Below are 24087 nucleotides of genomic sequence, written 5' to 3' on the forward strand. Positions count from 1 at the left end.
ATCCGGCCCGTCCTGCTGTTGTAGGGGGCGGTGCGGGCCGGATGAATCTCTTGATGCAATGGCTTACAGGGCTTGCAGCTGGACCTGTTCCAGCAAGGCCTTCACTTCCGCCCGCGGCGGCAGGTGCGGTCCCAGCCGCTGCAGCTTGGCGGCGGCAAAGGCGGTGCCCAGCTTCAGTGCCTGCGGCCAACTCTGTCCGGCGTGGCGTGCCGCTACCAGGCCGGCCACCAGCGCATCGCCGGCACCGACGGTGCTGACCGGGGTGATGGCGAGCGGGCTGGCCAGCCAGCAGCCATCCTGGCGGGTGGACAGCAGCGCGCCATCGCCGCCCAGCGATACCACCACGGTGGCGATGCCGCGCTGGTTGAGCGCGCGCGCCTCGGTGGCGACATCGGCCAGCGTCGGCAGCGCGCGGCCAACCCAGTCTTCCAGTTCGTGGCGGTTGGGCTTGATCATCACCGGCAGCACTTCGTGCTGGGCCAGTACCTGCGCCAGTGCCTCGCCGCTGGTGTCCAGCACTACCTCGGCGCCGAGCGTTGCCAGCTCGCGCAGCAGCGGCAGGTAGCCGTCTTGCTGCAGTGCCGGCGGCAGGCTGCCGGCCAGCACCACGATCTGGCCGTCTTCCACCAGATGCTGCAGCTGCTCGATCAGCTGCGGCAGTGCGCTGTCCGCCATCTCCACGCCCGGCAGGTTGATGTCGGTGGTGTCCAGCGTGTCCTGCGCCACCAGCTTGATATTGGTGCGGGTGTTGCCGGGCAGGCGCAGAAAGCGGTCGGCGATGCCCTTGTGCTCGAACAGGCTGACAAACGGGCCGGCGTTGTCGCGGCCCAAGAGGCCGCTGGCCATCACCGGCACGCCCCAGTCGGCCAGGCAGCTGGCGACATTGACGCCCTTGCCGCCCGGGGTCTGTGCCGCCTCCAGTGCCACGTTGACGCGGCCAACGTTGAGGCTGGGCAGGCTGATGGTGTGATCCAGCGCCGGGTTCAGCGTAATGGTCAGCACCTGGCGGCTCATGCCTCCACCTCTTCCGCTACCTGCTCCAGGCGAGCGGCCAGCGCACGCACCGCGCCCACGTCCGGGCAACGCAGTGCATCGGCGGCCAGGCGGGCCAGGTGGCCGCTGCTGCAGCGGCGCAGCATGGCTTTCACGTTGGCGATATCGCGCTGGCTCATCGACAGCTCCTGCACGCCGAGGCCGGCCAGGATGGCGGCGCCTAGCGGGTCGCCGGCGATGCCGCCGCACACGCCCACCCAGCGGTTGTGGCGGCTGGCGCCTTCCACTGTCTGGCGGATCATGCGTAGTACCGCCGGATGCAGTGCATCGGCTTCGCGCGCCAGCTCCGGGTGCTGGCGGTCGATGGCCAGCACGTACTGCGTCAGGTCATTGGTGCCGATGGAGAAGAAGTCGACGTGCTCGGCCAGCTGGTCGGCCATCGCCACTGCGGCCGGCACTTCCACCATGATGCCCAGCGGCACTGCCGGTGCGGCCAACTCCAGGCGGATGCGCTCGCATACCGCGCGCAGTGCCTTGACTTCTTCCAGGCTGGTGATCATCGGGAACATGATCGACAGCGGACCGTGGCTGGCGGCGCGGTAAATGGCGCGCAGCTGCGGCTCCAGCAGGTCCGGACGGCGCAGCAGCAGGCGTACACCGCGCACGCCGAGGAACGGGTTTTCCTCGTGCGGCAGGTTCAGGTACGGCACCTGCTTGTCGCCGCCGATGTCCAGGGTGCGGATGATCAGCGGTTTGCCCTGCAGCGCGTCCAGCATGCCGCGATAAGTCTGGTATTGCTCTTCCTCGCTCGGTGCGCTGTCGCGCTCCAGGAACAGGAACTCGGTGCGCATCAGGCCCACGCCCTCGGCGCCGGCCTTGACGGCGGCGGCGGCCTGCTCCGGATGGTTGGCGTTGGCCGCCACCTCGATGCGTTTGCCGTCCTGAGTGGTGGCCGGTGCCATCGCCGCGGCAGCAGCTTTCTTGGCGGCTTCCTGCTGGCGGGCAATCCACTGGCGGGCGCTGGCGAGGTCTGCGTCGTCCGCGTTCAGGTACAGGCGGCCGCTGTCGCCGTCGATGATGGCGGTGCTGTCATCCGGCAGGTCCAGCAGCGAGGCGCCCAGTGCCACCAGCGCCGGCATGCCCAGGGTGCGGGCGATGATGGCGGTGTGCGACGACGGGCCGCCCTGCGCGGTACACAGGCCGATGATGCGCTGCGGATCCAGCGCGGCGGTGTCGGACGGGGTCAGGTCGGCCGCGGCGATGATCAGGTTGTCGCCTTCGTCCAGCGGCTTGCGGCGCGCGCCCAGTTCCGGTGCCAGTTGATCCAGCACGCGCAGGCCCACATCGCGCAGGTCGGCGGCGCGGGCGGCCAGCAGCGGGTTGCCCAGCGCGGCCAGGCGTTCGGCCAGACGGCTGACCGCCTGATGCCAGGCCCAGGCCACACCGTGGCCTTCCACCATCAGCTGGCAGGTAAGGGTAATCAGATCGGTGTCGTTCAGCAGTTCGGCCTGGGCACGGAAAATGCCGGCCTCGGTAGCGCCCATGCGCTTGCCGGTGGCGGCGGCCAGTTCCTGCAACTGCTGGCGGGTAGCGGCCAGTGCCGCATCCAGCTGGTCACCGCCGGTGCCCAGCAATACCGGGTGATCCGGCACTTCCAGCACCGCCGGCTTGATCACGCGCAGGCGGCCGATGGCCAGCCCCGGGCTGGCGGCGATGCCGTCCAGCGCCAGCGGCTTGCCGGCCGGCTGCCACAGTGCACGGCCAGCCTGTGCCTGTTGCTGTTTGGCGGCCTTGTCGGCCTGCTCCTGTTCGATAGCGGACAGGTTGCTCATCACCGCTTGCAATGCGGCCAACAGCGCCTCGGCATCTGGGCAGTTGATGGTGGCCGGATCGGGGCCGATCTTGCGGCCGAACGGCAGCAGCGCGGCGTTGGCCTCGGCGCCGATCACCCCCGGTTGCAGGCGGATGGCGCGGCCATCGTCCAGCACCTGTAGTTTCTTCCAGCCGTGGCTGGCCACCACCAGAATCGAATCGCTCACCGCCTGGCCGGACAGCGAGGTGCCGGCGGCGCGGAAGGTCACCGGCAGCTGCAGGCTGGCGGCTTCGGCGAGGATGGTGCGTACCTCGTCCTCGCTTTCGGTCTTGATGACGATCTTGGGTGTCAGCCGGTAACAGGAGGCATCGGTGCCGTAGGCCAGCGTCGACAGCGGGTCGTTAAATACCCGGCGTGACGGGATGGTTTCCAGAATGCGTTGATGGAATTCGCGGTAGGCACCTTGCAGCATGTTGTCTCTCCGGCGGCCACGGCGGGCCTGTTCTCTCTGTAACGGGCATGGTGCCACAAGCCGTTGCCGAGCCCATCTGGGGTTTGCCCTTGCTTATGGCAACTGCGTAAGCTGCTGCTGGTCATAGCAGGAGTAGGTTTGCCGCGGCGAAAGCCGGCGGTGCAAAGGAGATGGCGATGCTAATCGACAGAAATGATGCCACCTTGCTGGTGGTGGATGTGCAACAGAAGCTGCTGCCGGCAGTGCTGGACGCGGATGGCATGCTGGCGCGCTGCCGCTGGCTGGTGTCCGCCGCACACGATGTGGGCCTACCGGTAGTGTTTTCCGAGCAGTACCCGCATGGCCTTGGGCATACCGCGCCGGCGCTGCTGGCGGCGGCGCCGGCCGCGCTGGTGGTGGAAAAGCTGCACTTTTCCTGCGTGGCGGCGGAATGCCTGCCGGAGTCGCTGCTGGCACGCAGCCAGGTGGTGGTGTGCGGCATGGAAACCCACGTCTGTGTGTTGCAGACGGTGCTGGAACTGCTGGCGCTGGGCAAGCAGGTATTCGTGGTTGCCGACGCGGTCTCCAGCCGTGGTGCGGCCAACCGCGATTACGGGCTGCAACGCATGCGCGATGCCGGGGCGGTGCTGGTGACGCGCGAGATGGTGCTGTTCGAGGCGCTGCGGGTATCCGGCAGTGACGAGTTCCGCGCCATGAGCAAGCGCTACCTGCTGGGCGAGCAGCCCTGAGCGTTGCCGGCTGCTTTTGCGGTGCCAGAAAAGCAAAAGGTTGGCCGCATGACTGCGGCCAACCTTGTTGCCCGTTGAGATGACGGCTGAGCCGTTCTGGTTCTCCCTCTATCAAACCGGGGTGCCCCGCGCGTGGCGTGACAATGAATTCGTAAAAAGAGGCCCCGAATTGGCGCGTTGCACCAATTCGGGTGGTTTTGTTGCACCAAAACCGTGCAAAAGTTCCCGTTTACCCGGCGGAACTGGCTGACAGCCGGCCCGGCAAGCGGGGAACAACACCTGTCGCTCCATGGAGCAGTATCTAACTAGCAAGTGCCGTGCCAGCAAAAGCAAAGCCACCGCAAGGGTGGCTTTGTTGTCAGTGGCTGACGGGGATCAGCGGGTGCTGAAGTCGATCAGGTAGCTCTTGTCCGGGTATTTCAGCGCCATCTGCCACTGGTGGCTGCCGGTCACGCACACCGGCAGAATGATGCTGGCGCGCCAGCCATCACCCTGGGGCAGCAATTTATAGCGGTTGAAGCCCATGTCCATGTCGCGCATCGAAAACTCGATGGCGGGGGCGCTGCCGTTTAGCCGCTGCAGGCTGAGGCCGAATGGCTGTGCCGCTTGTGGCTGGCGATCCAGCGTCAGCACGCTGCCATCCGGCAAGGTGCAGCCAGCCTGCAGGTTCTGGCAGCTGACGGTAACCGCAGCCGCCGGCTGGTTCTTGTGGCCGAGGTACCACCAGATCAGCCCGGCCTTGAGCAGGGCAAAGGCGATCAGCAGCACCGCGATCAGCGCCAGTTGCTGGCGCGTGAGTTTTGTTTTCATCGTTTATTTCCAGGCGGCACGCATCCGGGCCACGCCGTGCGCCCCGCTGTGCCGCGCCTGCTCGAGGTTGGCCGCATCCAGCCCGCCGATGGCGAACACCGGCAACGGCGCCGCCGGGGCGGTGAGCGCAGCCAGTCCGTCCCAGCCCAGGGCCGGCTGTTGCGGGTGGCTGGCGGTGGGCAGGACATGGCCCAGCAGCGCGTAGTCGAGGCCCAGCTCGCCGGCGCGTTCCAGTTCGGCGCGACTGTGGCAGGAGGCGCCGACCCAGGCAAAATGCGCCGGTCGCTCGCTGAGCGCGGCCAACCTTGCGGCAGTCAGGTGGACGCCATCCACCGGCCAGCCTTTCAGCCAGGCCGGGTCGGCATTGACGATCAGTTTGCCGCCACGGGCATGCACGATCTGGCTGACTTCGCCGACCAGCGCGGCCAGTTGTTCACGATCCAGTTGCGGCTCGCGGATGATGACCCACGTTGCGTCGTCGCGCCGCGCCAGCGCTTCCAGTACCGCATCGCGGCCCAGCTCGTGCACGCAACTGATGTCCAGTACCTCCGGCAGCTGCAGCGCGCGCAGGATCGGCGCATTGGCCGGCAACATCGGCTGCACCGACAACTGGCCCGGTTGCTGCCAGGCAAAGCTCTGGCCCTCGTGCGGCTGCGGTTCGCCATCCCACGCCCACACGCGGTAGAACAGCAGCTCCACCGAGGCGTGTTCGTAGTGATGCACCCGGCGCAGCCACGGCGTGGCGTGGGTGACGCGGATGCCCATTTCCTCGTCCAGCTCGCGCAGTAGCGCCTGGTACGGCGTTTCGCCGGCCTCCACCTTGCCGCCCGGAAACTCCCAGTAGCCCGGATAGGGTTTGCCGGCCGGGCGGCTGCCAAGCATGAACTGGCCGTCGGCCTGCATCAGCGCGCCGGCCACCACCGGAATGATCTTCTTGCTGTCCATCATCAGCGCCCCAGCTCGGCGAGGCGCTCGCCCGGCTCGCGGCCGGCCCAGTCGCAGGCAAACTGCCAGGCCACGCGGCCGGAGCGGCTGCCGCGCAGCTGGCTCCATTGCAGCGCTGCGCGCTCGGCTTCGGCATCCAGCGGCAGGTCGAAATGCGCCAGCCAGCCGCGCACCGCTGCCAGGTAGGCGTTCTGGTCAAACGGGTAGAACGACAACCACAGGCCGAAGCGGTCGGACAGCGACACTTTTTCCTCGGTAGTTTCGCCCGGGTGGATTTCACCGTCCTTTACCCAGCCTTCGCGGTTTTCGCTGCTGCGCTCCGGCATCAGGTGACGGCGGTTGGAGGTGGCATAGACCAGCAGGTTGGCCGCACGCTGTGCCAGGCCGCCGTCCAGTGCCGACTTCAGTGCCTTGTAGCTGTCCTCGCCTTCCTCGAACGACAGGTCGTCGCAGAACAGGATGAAATGCTCCGGGCGGTCGGCGACCAGTGCCACGATCTGGCCCAGATCCGGCAAGTGGCTCTTGTCGACCTCGATCACCCGCAGGCCACGCGCGGCATAAGCCGCCAGCAGTGCCTTGATCAGCGACGATTTGCCGGTGCCGCGGGCGCCGGTGAGCAGCACGTTGTTGGCCGGGCGGCCGGCAAGGAACTGCTCGGTGTTGCGCACGATCAGCGCCTTCTGGCGCTCGATGTCGGTGAGGTCGTCCAGCGCCACGGTATGCGGTGCGTGGATGGCCTCCAGCCAGCCGCTCAGGCCGGCGCGGCACCAGCGGAAGGCCGGCGCTGACCAGTCCGGCTCGGGAATGGCGGGCGGCAGCAGCGGCTCCAGCCGTGCCATCAGCGCTTCGGCGCGGGCGAGAAAGGCGTCGAGTTTTTCCATGGGCAGGGCCTCGTGGTGGCCGCAACGGCCGTGGGTCGGATCAGTCGCGCAGTGTGATTACCGGCCAGCCATGGGCTTCGGCATGGGCGCGCAAGGTGTCATCGGCATCGACCGCTACCGGGTTGCTGACGATGGACAGCAGCGGCAGGTCGTTGCGCGAGTCGCTGTAGAAGAAGGTCTGCTCGTAGCTTTGCAGCGTCTCGCCACGTGCGGCCAACCATTCGTTGAGGCGGGGGATCTTGCCTTCCTGGAAACTGGGGGTGCCGGTGGGTTTGCCGGTGAAATTGCCGGCAGCGTCCTGTTCCAGCTCCACCGCGATCAGGTGTTCCACGCCGAGTTCACGGGCGATGGGAGCGGTGATGAAGCGGTTGGTGGCGGTGATGATCATCACCACGTCGCCCTGCGCCTGATGGGCGGCCAGCAAATCGCGCGCTTTCTGCGGAATGATCGGCAGGATGTGTTCGGCCATGTAGCCGGCGTGCAGCGTATCCAGCTCGCTACGGCTGAAGCGGGTGAGCGGCGCCAGCTGGAAGTCGAGGAATTCGAAGATGTCCAGCGTGCCGGCCTTGTACTGTTCGTAGAAGTAATCGTTCTGGCGGGCGTGGTGTTCCGGATCGAGAATGCCGCGTTTGATCAGGAATTTCGGCCATTCGCTATCGGAATCGCCGGCAATCAGGGTGTTATCGAGGTCAAACAGGGCTAGGTTCATGGCTCGGTTTCGGTGGTTTGCAGTACGTTTTTTACCAGCGGCACGGTAATCGGCCGCCGCAGTGCCAGCGAGTAGCGGTCCAGCATGTCCAGCATGGCGATCAGGCTGGACAGGTCGCGGCGCCAGTGGGTCAGCAGGTAGCGGAACACGTCGTCCGGAATGGCAAGCTGGCGGCTGGCGGCGTGGTGGCGCAGCGCGTCCAGCTTGTCGTCGTCGGACAGTGCCTTGACTTCGAACACCAGGCCCCAGCCGAGACGGGTGCGCAGGTCGTCGCGCACCGGCGCCTGCATTGGCGGCTGGTGGCCGGCCATCAGCAGGCGGCCTTCGCCGCTTTCCTTCAGCGAGTTGTAGATTGAGAACAGCATGATCTGGTCGTCCGGCGCCAGGTCGTCGACATGGTCGACGGCGATGAAGCTGGCTTCGCGGGCAAAATCCGGCAGTTGCTCGTGGGCGGCATCCAGATAGATGGAGGCGCGGCCCAGCCGTTCGGCGTGGGCGATCCACGCCTGCAGCAGGTGGGTTTTGCCGCAGCCCGGCTCGCCCCATAGATAGACGAAGCGTTCGCCTTCCTCGGCGGTCAGCGCGGCGATGATTTCGCGGTTGCGCTGGGCAAGGAAGTTGTCGAACGCCGGGAGGGGTTCTGGCAGGAGGTCGAGAACGAGCTGGTCCAACATCGGTATGGGCTATCTGGGATCAGGGGTCGATTCTACGCTGATAAAAGCGGCTGTTGAAATAATGGCGGATCAGATGGCGGCCCAGAATCACGCTGATGGCGGCCAGTGGTAGTGCCAGCAGCACGCCGGCAAAGCCCATCAGTTCGCCAAACGCCATCAGTGCGAAGATCACCGTTACCGGCGACAGGCCGATGCGCTCGCCCACCAGATAGGGGGTTACCAGGAAGCTTTCCAGCAATTGGCCGATGGCAAATACCCCCCAGACCAGCAGCAGGCCGCTGGCGCTGTCGAACTGCAGCATCGCCGCCAGCGTGGCCAGCAGCAGGCCGGTAAATGCGCCCAGATAAGGGATGAACACCAGCAGGCCGGCGACGATGCCGATGGCGAGGCCGGAGTCCAGTCCGGTCAGTGCCAGGCCGCCGCCATAAATGGCCGCCATGATCAGCATCACCGACAGTTGGCCGCGCAGAAACTGGCCGAGCATGTCATCGACTTCGCTGGCGATCTCGCCGACCTGGTCTGCCCAGCGGCGCGGTACCAGCGTCGCGACGCGCGCCACCATGTCATCCCAGCCATGCAGGAAGTAATACAGCAGCACTGGCAGCAGCGCGAGGTTGGCCACGGTCTGCAGCAGCAGGGCGCCACCGTGCCCCAGTTGCGGCGCGAGCCGGGCCAGGGCCTGGCGCACGCCGGCGGCATTGCCGGCCAGCGCATCGCGCCAACTCTGGCTGTCGATACTGATGCTGGTGCCCAGGGCGTGGTTGAGCCACGGCAGCGCACTGTGCTGTACGAAATCCACCAGCACCGGCAGCCGGGCGGTAAGGGCCTGCGCCTGCGAGATCAGCATTGGCACCACGATCAGCAGCAGACCCAGCACGGCAAAGAAGCCGGCCAGCATCACCAGTAGCAGTGCGGCGGTGCGCGACAGGCCGCGCGCCTGCAGGCGGTCTACCAGCGGATCGAGAATATAGGCCAGCACCGCGGCGGTAATGAACGGCGCCAGTACGGCGGATAGCCGGTCCAGCAGCCACAGCACGCTGAACACGCCGATGACGCCAAGCAGCCAGGGCAGCAGGTTGAAAGGACGGGATGTGGACATGGTGGAAGGCACGCTATCGGAGGTTGGCCGCACGGTTGGTGGCAGGGTCTGGCGCCTGCGCCGTGGCCGGGCGCTGGAAAACACAGATTAACCGGCATGGCGGGCCATGTCATTGCCATCAAGCGTGCCATGCAGAAGCAGTTCTGACTCGCCACGGGTTTTCGGTTAAAATACAGGCGCTTCGGGCCACGAGCCCGCGCACTCCCAGGCAGCAAAGCGAATACGTTAGCAGAAAGCGAGTTTACCTTGAACACCACGTCCCTCAGTTACCGTGACGCCGGCGTCGATATCGATGCCGGTGACGCGCTCGTCGAAAACATCAAGCCGTTTGCCAAGCGCACCATGCGCCCGGAAGTTCTCGGTGGCCTCGGCGGTTTCGGCGCACTGGTGGAAATTTCCAAGAAATACCAGGAACCGGTGCTGGTTTCCGGCACCGACGGCGTGGGCACCAAGCTCAAGCTGGCCTTCGACTGGAACAAGCATGACACCGTCGGCATCGACCTGGTCGCCATGAGCGTGAACGACATCCTGGTACAGGGTGCCGAGCCGCTGTTCTTCCTCGACTACTTTGCCTGCGGCAAGCTGGACGTGGCCCAGGCCACCGACGTAATCAAGGGCATTGCCGAAGGTTGCGAACAGGCGGGCTGCGCACTGATCGGCGGCGAAACCGCCGAAATGCCGGGCATGTACCCGGTGGGCGAATACGACCTGGCCGGCTTTGCCGTCGGCGTGGTGGAAAAGAGCAAGGTCATCACCGGCCGCGACATCAAGCCGGGCGACGTGGTACTGGGCCTGAAATCCAACGGCGTGCACTCCAACGGTTACAGCCTGGTGCGCAAGATCATCGAGCGCGCCCAGCCGCAGCTGGATGCCGCCTTTGACGGCGACAAGACCCTGCGCGAGGCGATCATCGCCCCGACCCGCATCTACGTGAAGCCGCTGCTGGCGCTGATGGCAAAGCTTAACGTGAAGGGCATGGCGCACATCACCGGCGGTGGCATTACCGAAAACACCCCGCGCGTGCTGCCGGAAAACACCGTGGCACAGATCGATGCCGGTAGCTGGGAGCTGCCGAAGCTGTTCCAGTGGCTGCAGGCCGAAGGCAATGTCGATGCCCAGGAAATGTACCGTACCTTCAACTGCGGTATCGGCATGGTGGTAATCGTGGATGCGGCCGACGCCGACGCTGCTGCCGCCTTCCTGACCGAACAGGGTGAAACCGTATCGCGCATCGGCGTGATCCGCGCCCGTAACGGCGACGAGCACCAGACCCAGGTGGCGTAAGCCGCACGGGTTAAACAGCGCCGCTGGCCCTGCTGGCGGCGCTTGTCATTTGGTGGCTCGCAATGCTGCCAGTATGCCGCGACAGCGTTGCGGCCAACGTTTTGTGGCGCCTGCGCCAGGTAGTTACCGCATCATGAAAAACGTCGTCATCCTGATTTCCGGCCGTGGTTCCAATATGCAGGCCATCGTCGATGCCAAGATTCCGGGCGCCAACATCGCCGCGGTAATCGCCAACCGTCCGGACGCCGCTGGTCTCGCCTGGGCCGCCGAGCGCGGCATCGCCACCGTGGGTCTGGACCACAAACAGTTTGCCAGCCGCGAGGCATTCGACGCACAGCTGGCGGCCGAAATCGATGCCTTCCAGCCGGACCTGGTGGTGCTGGCCGGCTTCATGCGCATTCTGACACCGGCGTTCACCGCGCGTTACGAAGGCCGCATGCTGAACATCCACCCGTCGCTGTTGCCATCGTTCCCGGGGTTGCACACCCACCAGCGTGCCATCGACATGGGCTGCAAGGTGGCCGGTTGCACCGTGCACTTTGTCACTGCCGAGCTGGACCACGGCCCGATCGTGGCGCAGGCCGTCGTACCGGTGCTGGATGGCGATACCGAAGACACGCTGGCTGGCCGTGTGCTGCAGCAGGAGCACAAGTTGTACCCGGAAGCGGTGCGCCGTTTTGTTGCTGGCGAGCTGACCATCAGCGCCGGCCGCGTGGCGGGTGTGGCTGACGCTGCGGCCAACCATTGCCTGCTGGTACCGGCACCGCAGTGAAATTGAAGCTGCCTCGCCTGACTGCCAGACGGCTGATGCTGCTGGCGTTTGCCCTCTCGCTGCTGGCGCATCTGGCCATGCTCGGGAGCGGGCTGGTGTCTTTCGACCGCGTCGAGATGCCGGACGACCCCAAGCTGCGCAAGCTCAGCGCCAAGCTGCAGAGCATGCAGCTGGAAGACGAACCCGGCCCGGCGCTGGCGACCACGCTGCTGGCCAGTGCCCAGGGTGGCGCGCGTCATGCCGACGCCTCGCAGCCGCAGGCCGAGCGGAAGAAAAGTCCGCCACAACGCAAACCCAAGGCTAAGACTGCAAGGTTGGCCGCATCGGCGCCGCTGGCGGCGGCGCCACGCCATGTGGCCAGCGCTGCTGTAGCCGAAACGCCGGCCAGTGCGGCGCTGGCGGCGATACCGAAGCCGGCGGCCGACACCGTCAAACCGGAGAAACCGATCCGCCGCTTCCCTGCCACGGCGCGGGTGCAGTATGGCCTGCTGGCATCGGGCTTGCTGCTGGGCCGTGCCGAGCTGGCATGGCAGCGCGATGGCAACCGCTACACCCTGGTGACCGACATCCAGCCGGTAATCGGCCCGAAACTGCACTATGAAACCACGGGTACGGTGGGTAAGCAGGGACTGAAACCGGAGCGCTTCGAAGGCACGCGCGATGGCGAGCTGCGCGAACGCGCCTATTTCGACTGGTCGGGCGGCGTGCTCAGCTTCGGCGATCGCAATGCCGACAAGAGCGAGCCGCTGGCGCCGGGGGCGCAGGACTGGCTGGGGCTGGGCGTGCAGCTGGCGCTGCGTGGCGACGACATGGGCGAGGTACCGATCCAGATCACCACCGGCAAGAAGGTGTACCACATGCTGCCCAAGCCGGATGGCGAGACGGACTTCGAGACTGGCGACGGCTCGATGCGCGCCGTGGTGGTGCGGGTGAAACAACCGGACGAAATGTACGAATTCTGGCTGGCGCCGGATTTCGCCAATATCCCGATCCGCGTGCTGCGTGTTAACAAAGATACGCGCTACGAGATGCGGGCCAACCTGATTGAACTGGCGGGCAAGACCGTATGGAAGCAGCCGCCAAGAAAGCTGAACAATGAAAGTAAACGCTAGACAATTCGAGCAGCTGGACAAGGTATTGCACAACATGCTGCGTTTCGACCGCCCGGCCGATGCCGTGCTGTCGGCCTTTTTCCGCGAGAACAACAAGCTGGGTGCCAGCGATCGCCATCTGATCGCCGAGACCTCGTTTGCCTGCCTGCGCCATCTGGAACTGCTGCGCCACCTGTGTGCGCCGCGTATCAATACCCGCCGTCTGGCGCTGGCGACGCTGGTGCGTATCGGCGGCAGCAACCTGCGCGAGCTGGAGTCGGTGACCAAGGAAGGCGAAACCGAGTGGCTGGCCAGTATCAAGGGCGCCGAGTTGCCGGCCGACCTCAACGTGCGTTCCGGTCTGCCCGGCTGGGTGATCGGCATGTTGGCCGAGCAGGAAGAGGGTGAAGTGGTAGCGCTGGGCAAGGGCCTGGCCAGTGCCGCGCCGCTGGACCTGCGCGTCAACAGCCTGAAAATGCGCCGTGACGACGCGCTGGTGTACCTGCGCGATTCCGGCATCGAGTGCGAGCCGACGCCGTACTCGCCGCTGGGTATCCGCCTCAAGGGCAAGCCGGCGCTGTCCAAGCATCCGCTGTTCGTACAGGGGGCCATCGAGGTGCAGGACGAGGGCAGCCAGCTGCTGGGCCTGCTCACCGGCGCGCGCCGTGGCGAGATGGTGGTGGATTTCTGCGCCGGTGCCGGTGGCAAGACCCTGCTGCTGGGCGCGCAGATGGCCTCTACCGGACGCCTGTACGCGTTCGACGTATCGGAGAAGCGTCTGGCCAACCTCAAGCCGCGTCTGGCGCGCTCCGGCCTGTCCAATGTGCACAGCACGCTGATCGCGCACGAGAACGACACCAAGGTGAAGCGTCTGGCCGGCAAGGCTGACCGCGTGCTGGTGGATGCGCCGTGTTCCGGGCTGGGTACCCTGCGCCGCAATCCGGACCTGAAATACCGCCAGAGCCCGGAGAGCGTGGCCGAGCTGAACGAAAAACAGACCGCCATCCTCGCTTCCGCCGCCCGTCTGGTGCGTGCCGGTGGTCGCCTGGTGTATGCCACCTGCAGCCTGCTGCCGGCGGAAAATCAGGCCATCGTCGAGGCGTTCCTGGAGTCCCATCCGGACTTCAGCCTGCTGCCGGCCAATGCCTTGCTGGCCGAGCAGAAGATCGAGCTGGATACCGGCGACTATCTCAGCCTGCGTCCGCACCTGCATAACAGCGATGCCTTTTTTGCCGCGGTACTGCAACGCAAGGCTTGAGCCGGTGATGCAAGCGGGCCTAAAATAGCTTATTGAATTAGTCGGGTAATGCCCCGGCGCTAGACCGAAGCAAAGGAAAATCATGTCCGTTCAAGACACCATCCAGCAGACCGTTAGCAGCAACCCGGTAGTGTTGTTCATGAAAGGCTCCGCCACTTTCCCGCAGTGTGGCTTCTCGGCCCGCGCGGTGCAGATTCTGAAAGCCTGTGGCGTGAACGACTTCGTGACCGTTGACGTGCTGGCCGACGCCGATGTGCGTCAGGGCATCAAGGAATTCTCCAACTGGCCGACCATTCCGCAGCTGTACGTGAAGGGCGAGTTCGTTGGCGGCTCGGACATCATGTACGAAATGTACCAGGCCGGCGAACTGCAGGACCTGCTGAAAGACCTGGCTGCTTAAGCCAGCGTGACTTCCGGAACGGCCCGCCTTGTGCGGGCCGTTTTTGTTTGCGGATGGACAAACAGCGGCAACAAAATCGGCTATCACGAGAAACGGGGGCAATGCCGTAGCCCGCGAACAAGCGTTTGCCTGTAAAATGCCGCCCCAAATCCCGTACCGGCAGGTGGCTACCTGCCGGTTTTCCGTATCCAAAACGTGGCTGTCCTTGTCACCGACAGGGGCGGCTGCCAGTTGCAAGGTTTGGACCCGCCATGAACATTACCGTCGTCAATCACCCGCTGGTGCAGCACAAACTCGGCCTGCTGCGCGAGGGTGACATCAGCACCATGAAATTCCGCCAGCTGACCCAGGAACTGGCGCGCCTGCTGGCCTATGAGGCGACCCGCGATTTCGAACTGGAGCCGGTGACCATCGAAGGCTGGTGCGGTCCGATCGACGTCCAGCAGATCAAGGGCAAGAAAGTGACCGTGGTGCCGATCCTGCGTGCCGGCATCGGCATGCTGGATGGCGTGCTCGATCTGGTGCCGTCGGCCAAGATCAGCGTGGTGGGCCTCGCCCGCAACGAGGAAACCCTGGAGCCGGTGTCCTACTTCGAGAAGTTCGTCGGCAACCTCGACGAGCGCATCGCCATGATCATCGACCCGATGCTGGCTACCGGCGGCTCGCTGATTGCCACCATCGACCTGCTCAAGCGCAATGGCTGCAAACACATCAAGGCGGTGGTGATGGTGGCGGCACCGGAAGGTGTGAAAGCGGTTAACGCGGCGCATCCGGATGTGCAGATCGTGGCCGCGTCGCTGGACAGCCACCTCAACGAGCACGGCTACATCATTCCGGGTCTTGGCGACGCTGGCGACAAGATCTTCGGTACCAAGCACGCCTGATCGTTAAACCGTCAGAACCTGCGGCCAACGTTGGCCGCAGCCGGGATTGCAGGGGGGGACATGGACCGTTATCAGCAGATCGACGCCGATTTTCTGGCCCGCTTTCCGCAGGGGCTGCAGGATGCGGACTGGCTGGCGCTGGGCAAGAAGCACCGCAGCATCGATGGGGTGATCCGGCTGTGCCGCGAGGCACTGGCCGCGCCGCTGCTGCGCGCCGCCATCGACAGCGGCAACACGGCGGCGGTGATCGACAGCTGCCGGCAGATTGTCAGCCGCTGCACCACGGTCAGCACCTTCGAAAAGATCGCGTTCCGCAACTACCTGAACTTCAGCGACGTGCACCGGCCGTTCGTGGCGGCGCTGTACGCCTTGCTGTACCGCTTTGACGAAACCAGTTTTGCCGATTTTGTCGAGGTGCTGCAGTTGTGCCGCCATGACCATAACGCCAATCCGGCCAAGTGGCCGCTGGTGACCTGTTTTCTGGCCTATAGCGACCCGCAGACCCATGTCTGCATCAAGCCGACCACCATCAAGAAGCTGGCTGCACGGCTGGGGGTGGATATCGGCTACCAGTCACTACCCAATTTCGACACCTACCATCGCGTGCAGGCGATGGTGGTGGACTTCCGCCGCCATAGCGCGCTGGCGGCAGACCAGAACAACATCATTGCGCAGGCGGTGATGTACTGCACGGTGTAACCAGGACTTCCACACCAATCGACAACAACAGGGAAATCACATGTTCCAACAACTCAAGACGGCGGTATCTGGTGCCCAGATTCTGTTCGTTGCCTTCGGCGCGCTGGTGCTGGTGCCGCTGCTGACCGGTCTCAACCCGGCGATGGCACTGCTGGGCGCCGGTGTCGGCACGCTGCTGTTCCAGCTGTGTACCGGCCGCCAGGTGCCGATCTTCCTCGGCTCCTCGTTCGCCTTCATCGGCCCGATCATCTACTCGATGCATACCTGGGGCCCGGGTGCCACCATGTTCGGCCTGTTCTGCGCCGGTTTCATGTACTTCGTGTTCGCCGCCATCGTGCGCTGGCGCGGCATGGAGCTGGTCAACCGCCTGCTGCCGCCGGTGGTGATCGGCCCGGTGATCATGATCATCGGTCTGAGTGTGGCCGGCGCTGCTTCCGGTATGGCCATGGGCCGTGCCGGTGGCAACCAGATCATGCCGTACGAAACTTCGCTGCTGCTGGCGGCCATTTCGCTGGCGACCACCATTACGGTGTCGATCTACGCCCGCGGCATGTTCAAGCTGGTACCGATTCTGGCCGGCGTGATTGTCGGCTATGTTGCTGCCGCTTTCCTTGGCATGGTGGATTTTGCCAAGGTGGCCAACGCGCCGTGGTTTGCGGTGCCGGCATTCCATAGTCCGGAAGTGAACTGGGCGGCGGCGCTGTTCATGCTGCCGGTGGCGATTGCCCCAGCCATCGAACACATCGGCGGCGTAATGGCGATCGGCGGTGTGACCGGCAACGACTACACCAAGACCCCGGGCCTGCACCGCACCCTGGCCGGCGACGGCCTCGGCGTGTGCCTGGCCGGCCTGATCGGCGGCCCGCCGGTGACCACCTACGCCGAGGTGACCGGCGCGGTGATGATCACCCGCAACTTCAACCCGGTAGTGATGACCTGGGCGGCGCTGTTTGCCATTGCCATGGCCTTCTTCGGCAAGTTCAACGCGCTGCTGCAGTCGATCCCGATGCCGGTGATGGGCGGCATCATGGTGTTGCTGTTCGGTACCATCGCCTCCATCGGCCTGAAGACGCTGATCGAAGCCAAGGTCGACCTGATGGAACCGCGCAATCTGGTGATCATCTCGGTGGTGCTTACCGCCGGTATCGGTGGCCTGGAGCTGAAATTCGGCAGCTTCGGTCTGGCCGGGGTCGGCCTGTGCTCGCTGCTGGCCATCGTGCTGAACATGATTCTGCCGGGCAAGGCTGCCAGCCATGACGGGATTGTCGAAGGCCAGGACGTGTGACACTTGCGGCCAACGTTGGCAGCAGGCCAGTAAAAAACCCGCCGGTGTGGCGGGTTTTTTACTGGGTGTCGCCGCCGCTCAGGCCGCGATCACGCGCAGGGTCAGTGCCGGCGCGCCTTGTTCGGCGATGGCCAGCAGGCGGTCGATGTTGGGGTGCTTGCCCGGAAAGGCGCGCGCGTCGGCAGTGTGCTCGGCGTACAGCGCCAGACCCTCGGTCGCGGCGGCCTGGTCGATCTGGCCAAAGCGCTGACCCAGTGCGTGATACAGGCGTACCGAGCCGGCAGTGCCCGGACGGTTTTCCAGCCGTGCCACGCTGTTGCCGGCGGCATCCAGCAGCTCTACGGCGGCGATGGCATCGATGGCGGGCAGGGTGGCGAGGATGTCGGCAAAAGTCATGAGTCGGGTCCAGAGATGAAAATTGGCGGGCAATTGTTTCATATGTCGCCAGCAGTGGCGACCGGCAGCTGCTTACAATGCAATGAGGATGATTCGGGCCGAAGGGATGGGCATGGGACGCTGGCGGGTAAAGTGGTTGCTGTGGGCGGGACTGGCTGCGTTGTTGCTGGCGGCGATCTGGTGGTGGCTACGCCCGCCACTGGTGAGCGTGCTGCGGATGCAACCCAGTACGGTGCAATACAGCGTGGTGGCGACCGGGCGGGTGGCGGCGCAGCAGGAAAGCACGCTGTCCAGCACGCTAACCGGCCGGGTGATTGCCACGCCGGTAGCAGAAGGCGCCAGCGTGCGTGCCGGCCAGCTGCTGCTGCGGCTGGAGCCGGAAGAGTTGCAGGCGCTGCAGGCGCAGGCGGCGGCGCAGTTGGCTGCGGCCAACGCCAGCCTGCAGGAAGCGCAGCGACAGTGGCAGCGGCAGCAGCAACTGTTTGCCCAGGGCTTTGTCAGTCAGGCGGCACTGGACAGTGCCCGTTTGAGCCGCGATGCCGCCAGCCAGAGCGTGGCGCAGTTGCAGGCGCTGCAGCAGCAGTACCGTGCGCGGCTCGCGCAGAGCGAGTTGCGGGCCCCGGCCGATGGCGTGCTGCTGCGTCGCGAGGTGGAAGCCGGTGATGTGCTGACTGCCGGCAAGGCGGCGCTGCTGTTTGCCAGTGCCGGCCCGCCGCGGGTATTGCTGGATCTGGACGAGCGTGATGCAGGCCGGCTGGCAGTGGGGCAGCCGGCGGCAGTGCTGGCCGACGCTTTTGCCCGCCAGCCGTTGGCCGCACGGGTCAGCCGTGTGGCGGCACAGGTGGAACAGAGCAGCGGCACGCTGGAGGTCGAGCTGCAGCTCACCCAGCCCGCCACATTCCTGAAAAGCGGCATGACGGTATCGGCGGAAATCCGTACCGGCCAGGCACGGCAGGTGTTGCTGCTGCCGGTCACCGCGCTGCGCGATGGCAGGGTGGCGGTGATGCAGCAGCAGCGGCTGGCATGGCGGATGGTGCATACCGCCCCTGCCGTGGCCGGACGGCTGCCGGTGGAGTCCGGGCTGCAGCCGGGCGAACTGGTGGTGGTGCCGGCGCCGTTGCTGGATGACGGCCAACGTGTGCGGGTGCAACCATGAACTTTGTCTGGACGGTGGCATGGCGCTTGTTGCGCGAGGGGCGTTTCCAGAGTGCGCTGATTCTCGGCGGGGTGTGCATCGGCGTGGCGGTGGTGGTGTACATCACCGCTATCGTCAATGGCCTGCAGGCCACCATTGTCGAGCGCACGCTGTCCAGCCAGGCGCACGTGGTATTGCGGCCAGCAGACCGCCTCAACCAGCCGGTCATGCCGGCGGCCAAGGGGGCCATCGCGCTGGCCGATGTGCGCAAACGCACCCAGCGCGAGAACACCATTGCCAACTGGGCACGGCTGCTGCAGCTGGTGAAAGCGACGCCGACAGTCACCGGCGCGGCGGCCATGGCCAGCGGCCCCGGGGTGGCGCAGCAGGGCGGGGTGCGCAAGTCGGTGACGCTGATGGGAGTGAATTTGGCGGATTACCGCCAGGTGGTGCGGCTGGACAACAAGTTGGTGAGCGGCCAGCTGCAGCTGGGCAGCGGACAGGTGCTGATCGGCAAGGAGCTGGCTGCCGACCTGGGTTTGACGCCGGGCAGCCGCTTGCGGCTGCAATCGGCCAGCGGTGCACAGGATTCGGTACAGGTCAGTGCGGTGCTGGATTTCGGCATCAAGGATCTCAATCGCCGCTGGGTGCTGCTGCCACTGCGCAGCGCGCAGAATCTGCTGGGATACCGGCTGGATATTACCGAAATCTATGTCCGTACCAGCCGCTTGTATGAGGCGGAAACCCTGGCGGCCAACCTGTCCGCCGCTACCGGGCTGACTGCCGACAGCTGGCAGTCGAGCAACGGCCAGCTGGTGACCGCGCTGAAAAGCCAGCGGGCGTCCAGCCTGATGATCCGGGTATTCGTGACCTTTGCCGTGGCGCTGAGCATAGCCAGCGTGCTGGTGGTATCGGTGGTGCAACGCCAGCGCGAGATCGGCATCCTGCGGGCGATGGGGACGCCGGCTGCGCGCATCCTGGGGGTTTTCCTGTTGCAGGGCGGGATAGTCGGGCTGCTGGGGTCGCTGCTCGGTTCCTTGCTGGGTGCCGGCATGGCGGTGGGCTTCAGTCGCATTGCCCACACCGAAGACGGCAGCCCGCTGTTTCCGGTGGCGCTGGATAGCGAGCTGTTTGTCAGTACCGCGCTGATCGCTTTTGCCGTCGGGGTGTTGGCGGCTCTATTGCCAGCGTTGCGCGCTGCGCGGCTGGATCCGGTGGAGGCGATTCGTGGCTGATGTGCTGTTATTGCAGGCGGTGCGCAAATCCTACGGTGGCGGCGCCTCGCCGCGGGTGGAGGTGCTGCACGGCATCGACATGGCGCTGGAGGAGGGCAGCTTTGCCGCATTGATCGGGCCATCCGGTTCTGGTAAGTCGACGCTGTTGAACATCATCGGCCTGCTGGAACCACCGACGGCGGGCGAACTGCATCTGGCCGGCAAGCTGGCCAGCGGGCTGGACGATGCGGCGCGTACCACGCTACGTAACCGCTACTTGGGGTTTATCTTCCAGTTTCACCACCTGCTGCCGGCGTTCAGTGCCGAGGAGAACGTGCTGATGCCGATGCTGGCCGGGGTTGGCCGCATCAGTCGAGCCGACCGTGAACGTGCCCGCATGCTGTTGCAGCGGGTGGGGCTGGCGGAGCATGCGCACAAGCGGCCACTACAGTTGTCCGGCGGCCAGCAGCAACGGGTCGCCATTGTCCGGGCGCTGATGAACCGGCCACGGCTGGTGCTGGCCGATGAGCCGACCGGCAATCTGGATACCCAGACCGCGGCCGAAGTGTTTGCGCTGCTGCACGAGCTGAATCGCGAGGAAGGCACCACGTTTCTGATCGTGACGCACGACCCGAGGCTGGCAGCTACCTGCCCGCGCCAGCTCAAGCTGCTGGATGGCCGTTTGCTGTGAGGGCGGTGGCAAGGAGGGGGCTACGGCCGACCAAGGTTGGCCGCAGCGTGATAAGGCCTAATCCAGCGAGCCGACCCAGTGTCCGCTCAGCGTGGCAAACATGCCCGGTACCTGTTCGATCGGGCCGGACAGGGTGAAGTTGTTACTGTCGCGCATCAGGTGGCCGTTGAGCGACAGCAGGTAATGGCTGGCCGGGCCGAAGAGCGTGTGCTCGGCTTCCGGATTGCGCTGCACGTCCAGTCGTACCGCAACATGCTCGCCGGACAGCAACAGCCGCCCCTGATAGCGGGCATTGTGGTCATTACCGTTGAGATGTTGTTCTTTCAGCACCCATTGGCCTTCGCTGAACTGCCCGTCACTGGTGGCCAGACGGACCTGGTAAATCCCGCTGAGCATGGCTGTCTCCTTGTTGTGAATTGAACGTGCATGAAGTTGTTGTTTGTTTCAACTTAGACCACGACGCGGGGCAGCGGTATCAATAACGCTGTTTCGGAACGTAGCAAAGCCAGGGGCCGCTCGCGGCGGCCCCTGGCTTTGACTGGCATGCCGGTTTAGCGCAGCAGGAAATCGGCGGCAATGCCGGCAAAAATCACTGCGCCGACGCGATTGTTGTCGAGGAAGGCCTTGAAGCAAAGTTTGCGATCCCGAGTGCGGATTTCGCGGTATTGCTTGGCAATCAACAGGCAGGCTGCCACCAGCGACAGGTAGTAAGGCCAGCCCAGCCCCTGATCCATGCCCAGCAGCGTCATCATCGCGATGAAAATGCCGTGGCACAGCATGATGGCGGCGACATCGTAATCGCCAAAAGTGATGGCCGAGGTGCGGATGCCGATTTTCAGGTCATCCGGCTTGTCGGCCATGGCATAGGCAGTGTCGTAGGCGACGGTCCACAGCAGGTTGGCCGCCAGCAGCCACCAGGCGGTCGCCGGTACTTGGCCGGTCTGTGCCGCATACACCATCGGAATGCCGAACGAGAAGGCAATCCCCAGATAAGCCTGCGGTATCGGGAAAAAGCGCTTGGTAAACGGGTAAGTAGCGGCCAGTAATACCGCCGGGATACTCATCAGCAGGGTCAGGCCATTGAGCGGCAGGATCAGCAACAGGCTCAGCAGTGCCAGCGCTGCCGCCAGCAGCAGCGCTTCTTTCTCGCTCACCGCACCACGGGCGAACGGGCGCTGGCTGGTGCGTTCGACATGCAGGTCGATGTGGCGATCGGCGTAATCGTTGATGACGCAGCCGGCGGAGCGCATCAGAAAGGTGCCTGCCACAAAGACCAGCAGGATCAGCGGGCTGGGGCGGCCACTGGATGCCAGCCACAAGCCCCACAGTGTGGGCCATAGCAGCAGCAGGGTACCGATGGGTTTGTCCACCCGCATCAGCTGGCCGTAAACCTGCAGGCGATGGCGCATTGTGCTGTGGTTCATGGCAGATATTTCTCCAGGGCGGGCAAGAAAACTTCGCACACCAGAAGCGGCGAGTCTTGCAGGGCGAACAGGCAACGGCGGGCCAGCAGTGTTTCCATCGGTCTAGTATGTGCTGCGGCCAACCGGTGCAGACCATGTGTGGCAGGCACGGCGGCATATTGCAGCGTGCCGCGTTGCAGCTCGGGCAAGCCGCCGAACAGCGTAAAACCCAACGAGCGGGCACCGCGCTCCAGTATCGGGCGCCATTCCTGGCATTCCGGACGGATGACGCTGCGGGCGATCACCACGGGTTCTCCCGCTAGTGTCAGGCAGACCTGTCTGACATACACTGGAGCATGTGCATTAACCTGCAGCAGCTTCTGCTCGTCTGGCCATGCGCTGTCTTCGCCCTGCGACAGAACCTGTACGGCAAAGGGTTGGCCGCTTGCCATCAGATATTCGGTGAGTGAGCCTTGTGTGCCGATGCAGGCTGCCAGTGCGCCTTGCGGCAAGGGCAGTGTCTCGGTCCAGAGGGGTAGGGTAGTCATGGCGCGCATTATGCCAAAACGTGCTTGCTGCTGTCCCTGTCATTGCGGTCACGTTGCCGCGCTCGTTTGCTATCCGACTACATCATGATCGAAACCTTTATCTGGCTGCTGGGCTACCAGTTTGTCGGCGAAGTGCTGGCGCGCAGCCTGGGGCTGCCGGTGCCCGGTGCTGTCATCGGCATGTTGCTGCTGTTTATTACGCTGGTGTTGCGGCAGGAGTTACCCGCCGCGCTGCGCCACAATGTGCCGACCCTGATGACGCACATGTCGCTGCTGTTCATTCCGGCCGGGGTGGGCATTCTGGCTTTCTGGCCGCTGCTGTCTGCCCATCCGCTGGCCATGGCGGCGGTGCTGCTGCTGGCTACGCTGTCGACTTTTCTGGTCACGCTGCTGGCGATGAAATGGCTGAGCCAGCCGCGGAGGACGCAACCATGAGTGGTGGTGCGCTGGAGTGGGTGCGTCATTCGCCGTTGAGCGGCGTACTGCTTACGTTGCTGGCCTATCGTATTGCGCTGATTTTCAGTCGCCGTTATCACGGTCATCCGCTGGCCAATACCGTGCTGCTTGGCGCGGTCATTGTGGTGCTGACCTTGCTGGCGCTGGGGATGGATTTCCAGCAGTACATGCTTGGCGCCGGTTTTATCCAGTTTCTGCTGGGGCCGGTTACCGTGGCATTGGCGGTACCGCTCTATAACAACCTGGGGCGCTTGCGGCGTAACGCCGTTACCATTCTGTTCTGTATCTTGCTGGGTAGTGCCAGCGGGGTGTTGACTGCGGTGTTGTGCGGCCAACTGTTTGGTATGCCGCATCAGGTACTGCTGTCACTGGCGCCGCGTTCGGTAACAACGCCTATTGCCATGGGGGTTTCTGAAGTACTGGGAGGCATTCCGGCGCTGACGGCTACTTTTGTTATTGTGACCGGTATTATCGGCGCCGTTTTTGCCCGCCCGGTGGCCAGGCTGTGCGGAGTCAAGGATGATGTCGTGCTGGGGGTGGCGACCGGAGTGGCGGCGCATGGTATCGGCACGGCACGGGTGTTCCAGTTGTCGGAAACCGCCGGTGCATTCGCCGGCCTGGCAATGGGCATGACAGGATTGTTCACCGCACTGCTGGCGCCACTGCTGGTGCATTACCTTTTGCCGTAACGCAGCCGGTGCATACTTGCAAACAATAGAACAATAACGAGGAGTTTTTATGGATCTGATTCTGTGGCGTCACGCCGAGGCCGAGGAAGGTAGTGACGATCTGGCGCGTGCCCTGACGCATCGCGGCAGGCAGCAAGCCAGCAATATGGCGCACTGGTTGCGCAAGCAGCTGCCGGAAGGTTATCGCCTGCTGGCGTCCGAGGCGCGTCGTTCCCAGCAAACTGCGGCGCTATTGGCTAAGAGCTATGAAATTCTGCCGGCGCTGAACCCGAATGCCAGCGTCGAGCAAGTGTTGCAGGCAATCAACTGGCCGGCCGCCGGGCGTACCATCGTGCTGGTGGGGCATCAGCCTTATATCGGCAGGCTCGCTGCCACTGTTATGTCCGAACAGCCATTGCTGTGGAGCGTGAAAAAAGGGTCAATCTGGTGGTTGAGCCATCGGGAAAAACACGGCATTGAGCAGGTGCGATTGAAAGTCATGCTGACGCCAGCGCTGCTTGAATCTATGCGCTAAGTGGAGCATGAATCGAAAGGTTGGCCGCGGCCAACCTTTTTTGCTTTTTTCTACCTTGTAGATCAATAGCTTGTCGAATTCGTGGCGGTTTTTTTGCGGCGGGGGGTTGGCGGGTTTGGGTCGGGTGGGTATAGTTCGCCTCCTCTGTCTGTCTCTTTTACACAACTGAGGCTGGCGGCGGTATTGAGTGTGGTGAGGTCGGGGGGGGGCGGGACACTTAAAAAAAAAAAAAAGAAAGTGAGAA

General features: G+C 64.5%; 27 protein-coding genes. 15 read left to right on the forward strand and 12 right to left on the reverse strand.

What is annotated here, in order from left to right; all coding sequences use genetic code 11:
- Positions 1–63 precede the first annotated feature (63 nt).
- Both pfkB and ptsP read right to left on the reverse strand, forming a co-directional pair.
- Positions 64–1014, reverse strand: a complete 951-nt coding sequence (gene pfkB / locus HU218_RS10945) for a 1-phosphofructokinase (RefSeq protein ID WP_174874973.1) — start codon at positions 1012–1014, stop codon at positions 64–66.
- Positions 1011–3278, reverse strand: coding sequence for a phosphoenolpyruvate--protein phosphotransferase (gene ptsP, locus HU218_RS10950; RefSeq protein ID WP_174874974.1), 2268 nt, complete (start codon positions 3276–3278; stop codon positions 1011–1013). The genes pfkB and ptsP overlap by 4 nt, the downstream gene beginning before the upstream one ends.
- Positions 3279–3454: 176 nt before the next feature.
- Between ptsP and HU218_RS10955 the strand changes: the two genes are divergently transcribed.
- A complete protein-coding gene (locus tag HU218_RS10955) occupies positions 3455–4006 on the forward strand; it encodes a hydrolase (protein WP_174874975.1) in 552 nt (183 codons plus the stop codon).
- A gap of 375 nt (positions 4007–4381) precedes the next feature.
- Here the strand turns inward: HU218_RS10955 and HU218_RS10960 are convergent, their stop codons facing one another.
- From HU218_RS10960 to HU218_RS10985, 6 genes are read right to left on the reverse strand one after another with little or no spacing between them, the layout of a single operon-like run.
- On the reverse strand, positions 4382–4816 hold the full coding sequence (locus HU218_RS10960) for a hypothetical protein (protein ID WP_174874976.1): 435 nt from the start codon (positions 4814–4816) through the stop codon (positions 4382–4384).
- Between the two features lie 3 nt (positions 4817–4819).
- Positions 4820–5764 (reverse strand): Nudix family hydrolase, encoded by a 945-nt coding sequence (locus HU218_RS10965; protein WP_217450796.1) that lies wholly within the window; start codon positions 5762–5764, stop codon positions 4820–4822.
- Entirely contained in the window at positions 5764–6642 is an 879-nt protein-coding gene (locus HU218_RS10970) for an ATP-binding protein (RefSeq protein ID WP_174874977.1), read from the reverse strand. The genes HU218_RS10965 and HU218_RS10970 overlap by 1 nt, the downstream gene beginning before the upstream one ends.
- Positions 6643–6682: 40 nt before the next feature.
- On the reverse strand, positions 6683–7351 hold the full coding sequence (locus HU218_RS10975) for a histidinol-phosphatase (protein ID WP_174874978.1): 669 nt from the start codon (positions 7349–7351) through the stop codon (positions 6683–6685).
- Positions 7348–8025 carry a DnaA regulatory inactivator Hda gene (gene hda, locus HU218_RS10980; RefSeq protein ID WP_174874979.1) on the reverse strand — a complete coding sequence of 226 codons (678 nt, stop codon included), beginning with the start codon at positions 8023–8025 and terminating at the stop codon, positions 7348–7350. Before hda ends, HU218_RS10975 begins: the two co-directional genes overlap by 4 nt.
- Positions 8026–8044: 19 nt before the next feature.
- Positions 8045–9124, reverse strand: a complete 1080-nt coding sequence (locus tag HU218_RS10985) for an AI-2E family transporter (protein WP_174874980.1) — start codon at positions 9122–9124, stop codon at positions 8045–8047.
- A 246-nt stretch (positions 9125–9370) separates the two neighbouring features.
- On the opposite strand from HU218_RS10985, the gene purM reads away from it, so the two are divergent.
- The 8 genes from purM (at position 9371) to HU218_RS11025 (ending at position 16797) form a co-directional block, all read left to right on the forward strand.
- A complete protein-coding gene (gene purM / locus HU218_RS10990; protein WP_174874981.1) occupies positions 9371–10408 on the forward strand; it encodes a phosphoribosylformylglycinamidine cyclo-ligase in 1038 nt (345 codons plus the stop codon).
- A gap of 73 nt (positions 10409–10481) precedes the next feature.
- Entirely contained in the window at positions 10482–11180 is a 699-nt protein-coding gene (gene purN, locus HU218_RS10995; RefSeq protein WP_425509249.1) for a phosphoribosylglycinamide formyltransferase, read from the forward strand.
- The gene (locus HU218_RS11000) at positions 11177–12292 is read left to right on the forward strand and encodes a DUF3108 domain-containing protein (RefSeq protein WP_174874983.1); all 1116 of its coding nucleotides are present in this window, start codon (positions 11177–11179) and stop codon (positions 12290–12292) included. The genes purN and HU218_RS11000 overlap by 4 nt, the downstream gene beginning before the upstream one ends.
- A complete protein-coding gene (locus HU218_RS11005) occupies positions 12276–13529 on the forward strand; it encodes an RsmB/NOP family class I SAM-dependent RNA methyltransferase (protein WP_174874984.1) in 1254 nt (417 codons plus the stop codon). The genes HU218_RS11000 and HU218_RS11005 overlap by 17 nt, the downstream gene beginning before the upstream one ends.
- Before the next feature lie 82 nt (positions 13530–13611).
- Positions 13612–13929 (forward strand): Grx4 family monothiol glutaredoxin, encoded by a 318-nt coding sequence (gene grxD / locus HU218_RS11010; protein WP_174874985.1) that lies wholly within the window; start codon positions 13612–13614, stop codon positions 13927–13929.
- Positions 13930–14180: 251 nt separating this feature from the next.
- On the forward strand, positions 14181–14813 hold the full coding sequence (gene upp, locus HU218_RS11015) for a uracil phosphoribosyltransferase (RefSeq protein ID WP_174874986.1): 633 nt from the start codon (positions 14181–14183) through the stop codon (positions 14811–14813).
- Between the two features lie 60 nt (positions 14814–14873).
- Entirely contained in the window at positions 14874–15512 is a 639-nt protein-coding gene (locus HU218_RS11020; RefSeq protein ID WP_174874987.1) for a hypothetical protein, read from the forward strand.
- 40 nt (positions 15513–15552) lie between these two features.
- A complete protein-coding gene (locus tag HU218_RS11025) occupies positions 15553–16797 on the forward strand; it encodes a uracil-xanthine permease family protein (protein WP_174874988.1) in 1245 nt (414 codons plus the stop codon).
- Positions 16798–16875: 78 nt separating this feature from the next.
- Here the strand turns inward: HU218_RS11025 and HU218_RS11030 are convergent, their stop codons facing one another.
- Positions 16876–17193 carry a DUF2322 family protein gene (locus HU218_RS11030; RefSeq protein ID WP_174874989.1) on the reverse strand — a complete coding sequence of 106 codons (318 nt, stop codon included), beginning with the start codon at positions 17191–17193 and terminating at the stop codon, positions 16876–16878.
- Positions 17194–17281: 88 nt separating this feature from the next.
- Here HU218_RS11030 and HU218_RS11035 point away from each other — a divergent pair, with 88 nt between their 5' ends.
- Genes HU218_RS11035 through HU218_RS11045 form a run of 3 tightly spaced genes read left to right on the forward strand, consistent with a single transcriptional unit; the run spans position 17282 to position 20233 of the window.
- Positions 17282–18349, forward strand: a complete 1068-nt coding sequence (locus tag HU218_RS11035; RefSeq protein ID WP_174874990.1) for an efflux RND transporter periplasmic adaptor subunit — start codon at positions 17282–17284, stop codon at positions 18347–18349.
- Positions 18346–19563 (forward strand): ABC transporter permease, encoded by a 1218-nt coding sequence (locus HU218_RS11040; protein WP_174874991.1) that lies wholly within the window; start codon positions 18346–18348, stop codon positions 19561–19563. Before HU218_RS11035 ends, HU218_RS11040 begins: the two co-directional genes overlap by 4 nt.
- Positions 19556–20233, forward strand: a complete 678-nt coding sequence (locus HU218_RS11045; protein ID WP_217450797.1) for an ABC transporter ATP-binding protein — start codon at positions 19556–19558, stop codon at positions 20231–20233. Before HU218_RS11040 ends, HU218_RS11045 begins: the two co-directional genes overlap by 8 nt.
- 57 nt (positions 20234–20290) lie before the next feature.
- Here HU218_RS11045 and HU218_RS11050 read toward each other — a convergent pair whose 3' ends face one another.
- The 3 genes from HU218_RS11050 to HU218_RS11060 all read right to left on the reverse strand — a co-directional run bounded on the left by HU218_RS11050 (position 20291) and on the right by HU218_RS11060 (position 22193).
- Positions 20291–20629: a GrlR family regulatory protein gene (locus HU218_RS11050; RefSeq protein WP_174874992.1), complete on the reverse strand. Its 339-nt coding sequence runs from the start codon at positions 20627–20629 to the stop codon at positions 20291–20293.
- A 155-nt stretch (positions 20630–20784) separates the two neighbouring features.
- Positions 20785–21657 carry a 4-hydroxybenzoate octaprenyltransferase gene (gene ubiA, locus HU218_RS11055; protein WP_174874993.1) on the reverse strand — a complete coding sequence of 291 codons (873 nt, stop codon included), beginning with the start codon at positions 21655–21657 and terminating at the stop codon, positions 20785–20787.
- Complete coding sequence (locus HU218_RS11060) at positions 21654–22193, reverse strand: chorismate--pyruvate lyase family protein (protein ID WP_174874994.1); 540 nt, start codon at positions 22191–22193, stop codon at positions 21654–21656. Before HU218_RS11060 ends, ubiA begins: the two co-directional genes overlap by 4 nt.
- 75 nt (positions 22194–22268) lie before the next feature.
- Here HU218_RS11060 and HU218_RS11065 point away from each other — a divergent pair, with 75 nt between their 5' ends.
- The 3 genes from HU218_RS11065 to HU218_RS11075 are packed head-to-tail and all read left to right on the forward strand — an operon-like array spanning position 22269 to position 23843.
- Positions 22269–22619 carry a CidA/LrgA family protein gene (locus HU218_RS11065; protein ID WP_174874995.1) on the forward strand — a complete coding sequence of 117 codons (351 nt, stop codon included), beginning with the start codon at positions 22269–22271 and terminating at the stop codon, positions 22617–22619.
- Complete coding sequence (locus HU218_RS11070; RefSeq protein ID WP_174874996.1) at positions 22616–23329, forward strand: LrgB family protein; 714 nt, start codon at positions 22616–22618, stop codon at positions 23327–23329. Before HU218_RS11065 ends, HU218_RS11070 begins: the two co-directional genes overlap by 4 nt.
- A gap of 49 nt (positions 23330–23378) precedes the next feature.
- Positions 23379–23843, forward strand: coding sequence for a SixA phosphatase family protein (locus tag HU218_RS11075; protein WP_174874997.1), 465 nt, complete (start codon positions 23379–23381; stop codon positions 23841–23843).
- Positions 23844–24087 lie beyond the last annotated feature (244 nt).

The sequence above is a fragment of the Vogesella oryzae genome, assembly GCF_902829295.1.
Taxonomy (GTDB): Bacteria; Pseudomonadota; Gammaproteobacteria; order Burkholderiales; family Chromobacteriaceae; genus Vogesella; species Vogesella oryzae.

Coding starts and splice junctions, on each gene's coding strand:
- pfkB (WP_174874973.1), bottom strand. CDS start 1,014: ATGAGCCGCCAGGTGCTGACCATTACGCTGAACCCGGCGCTGGATCAC.
- ptsP (WP_174874974.1), bottom strand. CDS start 3,278: ATGCTGCAAGGTGCCTACCGCGAATTCCATCAACGCATTCTGGAAACC.
- HU218_RS10955 (WP_174874975.1), top strand. CDS start 3,455: ATGCTAATCGACAGAAATGATGCCACCTTGCTGGTGGTGGATGTGCAA.
- HU218_RS10960 (WP_174874976.1), bottom strand. CDS start 4,816: ATGAAAACAAAACTCACGCGCCAGCAACTGGCGCTGATCGCGGTGCTG.
- HU218_RS10965 (WP_217450796.1), bottom strand. CDS start 5,764: ATGATGGACAGCAAGAAGATCATTCCGGTGGTGGCCGGCGCGCTGATG.
- HU218_RS10970 (WP_174874977.1), bottom strand. CDS start 6,642: ATGGAAAAACTCGACGCCTTTCTCGCCCGCGCCGAAGCGCTGATGGCA.
- HU218_RS10975 (WP_174874978.1), bottom strand. CDS start 7,351: ATGAACCTAGCCCTGTTTGACCTCGATAACACCCTGATTGCCGGCGAT.
- hda (WP_174874979.1), bottom strand. CDS start 8,025: ATGTTGGACCAGCTCGTTCTCGACCTCCTGCCAGAACCCCTCCCGGCG.
- HU218_RS10985 (WP_174874980.1), bottom strand. CDS start 9,124: ATGTCCACATCCCGTCCTTTCAACCTGCTGCCCTGGCTGCTTGGCGTC.
- purN (WP_425509249.1), top strand. CDS start 10,482: ATGCCGCGACAGCGTTGCGGCCAACGTTTTGTGGCGCCTGCGCCAGGT.
- HU218_RS11005 (WP_174874984.1), top strand. CDS start 12,276: ATGAAAGTAAACGCTAGACAATTCGAGCAGCTGGACAAGGTATTGCAC.
- grxD (WP_174874985.1), top strand. CDS start 13,612: ATGTCCGTTCAAGACACCATCCAGCAGACCGTTAGCAGCAACCCGGTA.
- upp (WP_174874986.1), top strand. CDS start 14,181: ATGAACATTACCGTCGTCAATCACCCGCTGGTGCAGCACAAACTCGGC.
- HU218_RS11020 (WP_174874987.1), top strand. CDS start 14,874: ATGGACCGTTATCAGCAGATCGACGCCGATTTTCTGGCCCGCTTTCCG.
- HU218_RS11025 (WP_174874988.1), top strand. CDS start 15,553: ATGTTCCAACAACTCAAGACGGCGGTATCTGGTGCCCAGATTCTGTTC.
- HU218_RS11030 (WP_174874989.1), bottom strand. CDS start 17,193: ATGACTTTTGCCGACATCCTCGCCACCCTGCCCGCCATCGATGCCATC.
- HU218_RS11035 (WP_174874990.1), top strand. CDS start 17,282: ATGATTCGGGCCGAAGGGATGGGCATGGGACGCTGGCGGGTAAAGTGG.
- HU218_RS11040 (WP_174874991.1), top strand. CDS start 18,346: ATGAACTTTGTCTGGACGGTGGCATGGCGCTTGTTGCGCGAGGGGCGT.
- HU218_RS11050 (WP_174874992.1), bottom strand. CDS start 20,629: ATGCTCAGCGGGATTTACCAGGTCCGTCTGGCCACCAGTGACGGGCAG.
- ubiA (WP_174874993.1), bottom strand. CDS start 21,657: ATGAACCACAGCACAATGCGCCATCGCCTGCAGGTTTACGGCCAGCTG.
- HU218_RS11060 (WP_174874994.1), bottom strand. CDS start 22,193: ATGCGCGCCATGACTACCCTACCCCTCTGGACCGAGACACTGCCCTTG.
- HU218_RS11065 (WP_174874995.1), top strand. CDS start 22,269: ATGATCGAAACCTTTATCTGGCTGCTGGGCTACCAGTTTGTCGGCGAA.
- HU218_RS11070 (WP_174874996.1), top strand. CDS start 22,616: ATGAGTGGTGGTGCGCTGGAGTGGGTGCGTCATTCGCCGTTGAGCGGC.
- HU218_RS11075 (WP_174874997.1), top strand. CDS start 23,379: ATGGATCTGATTCTGTGGCGTCACGCCGAGGCCGAGGAAGGTAGTGAC.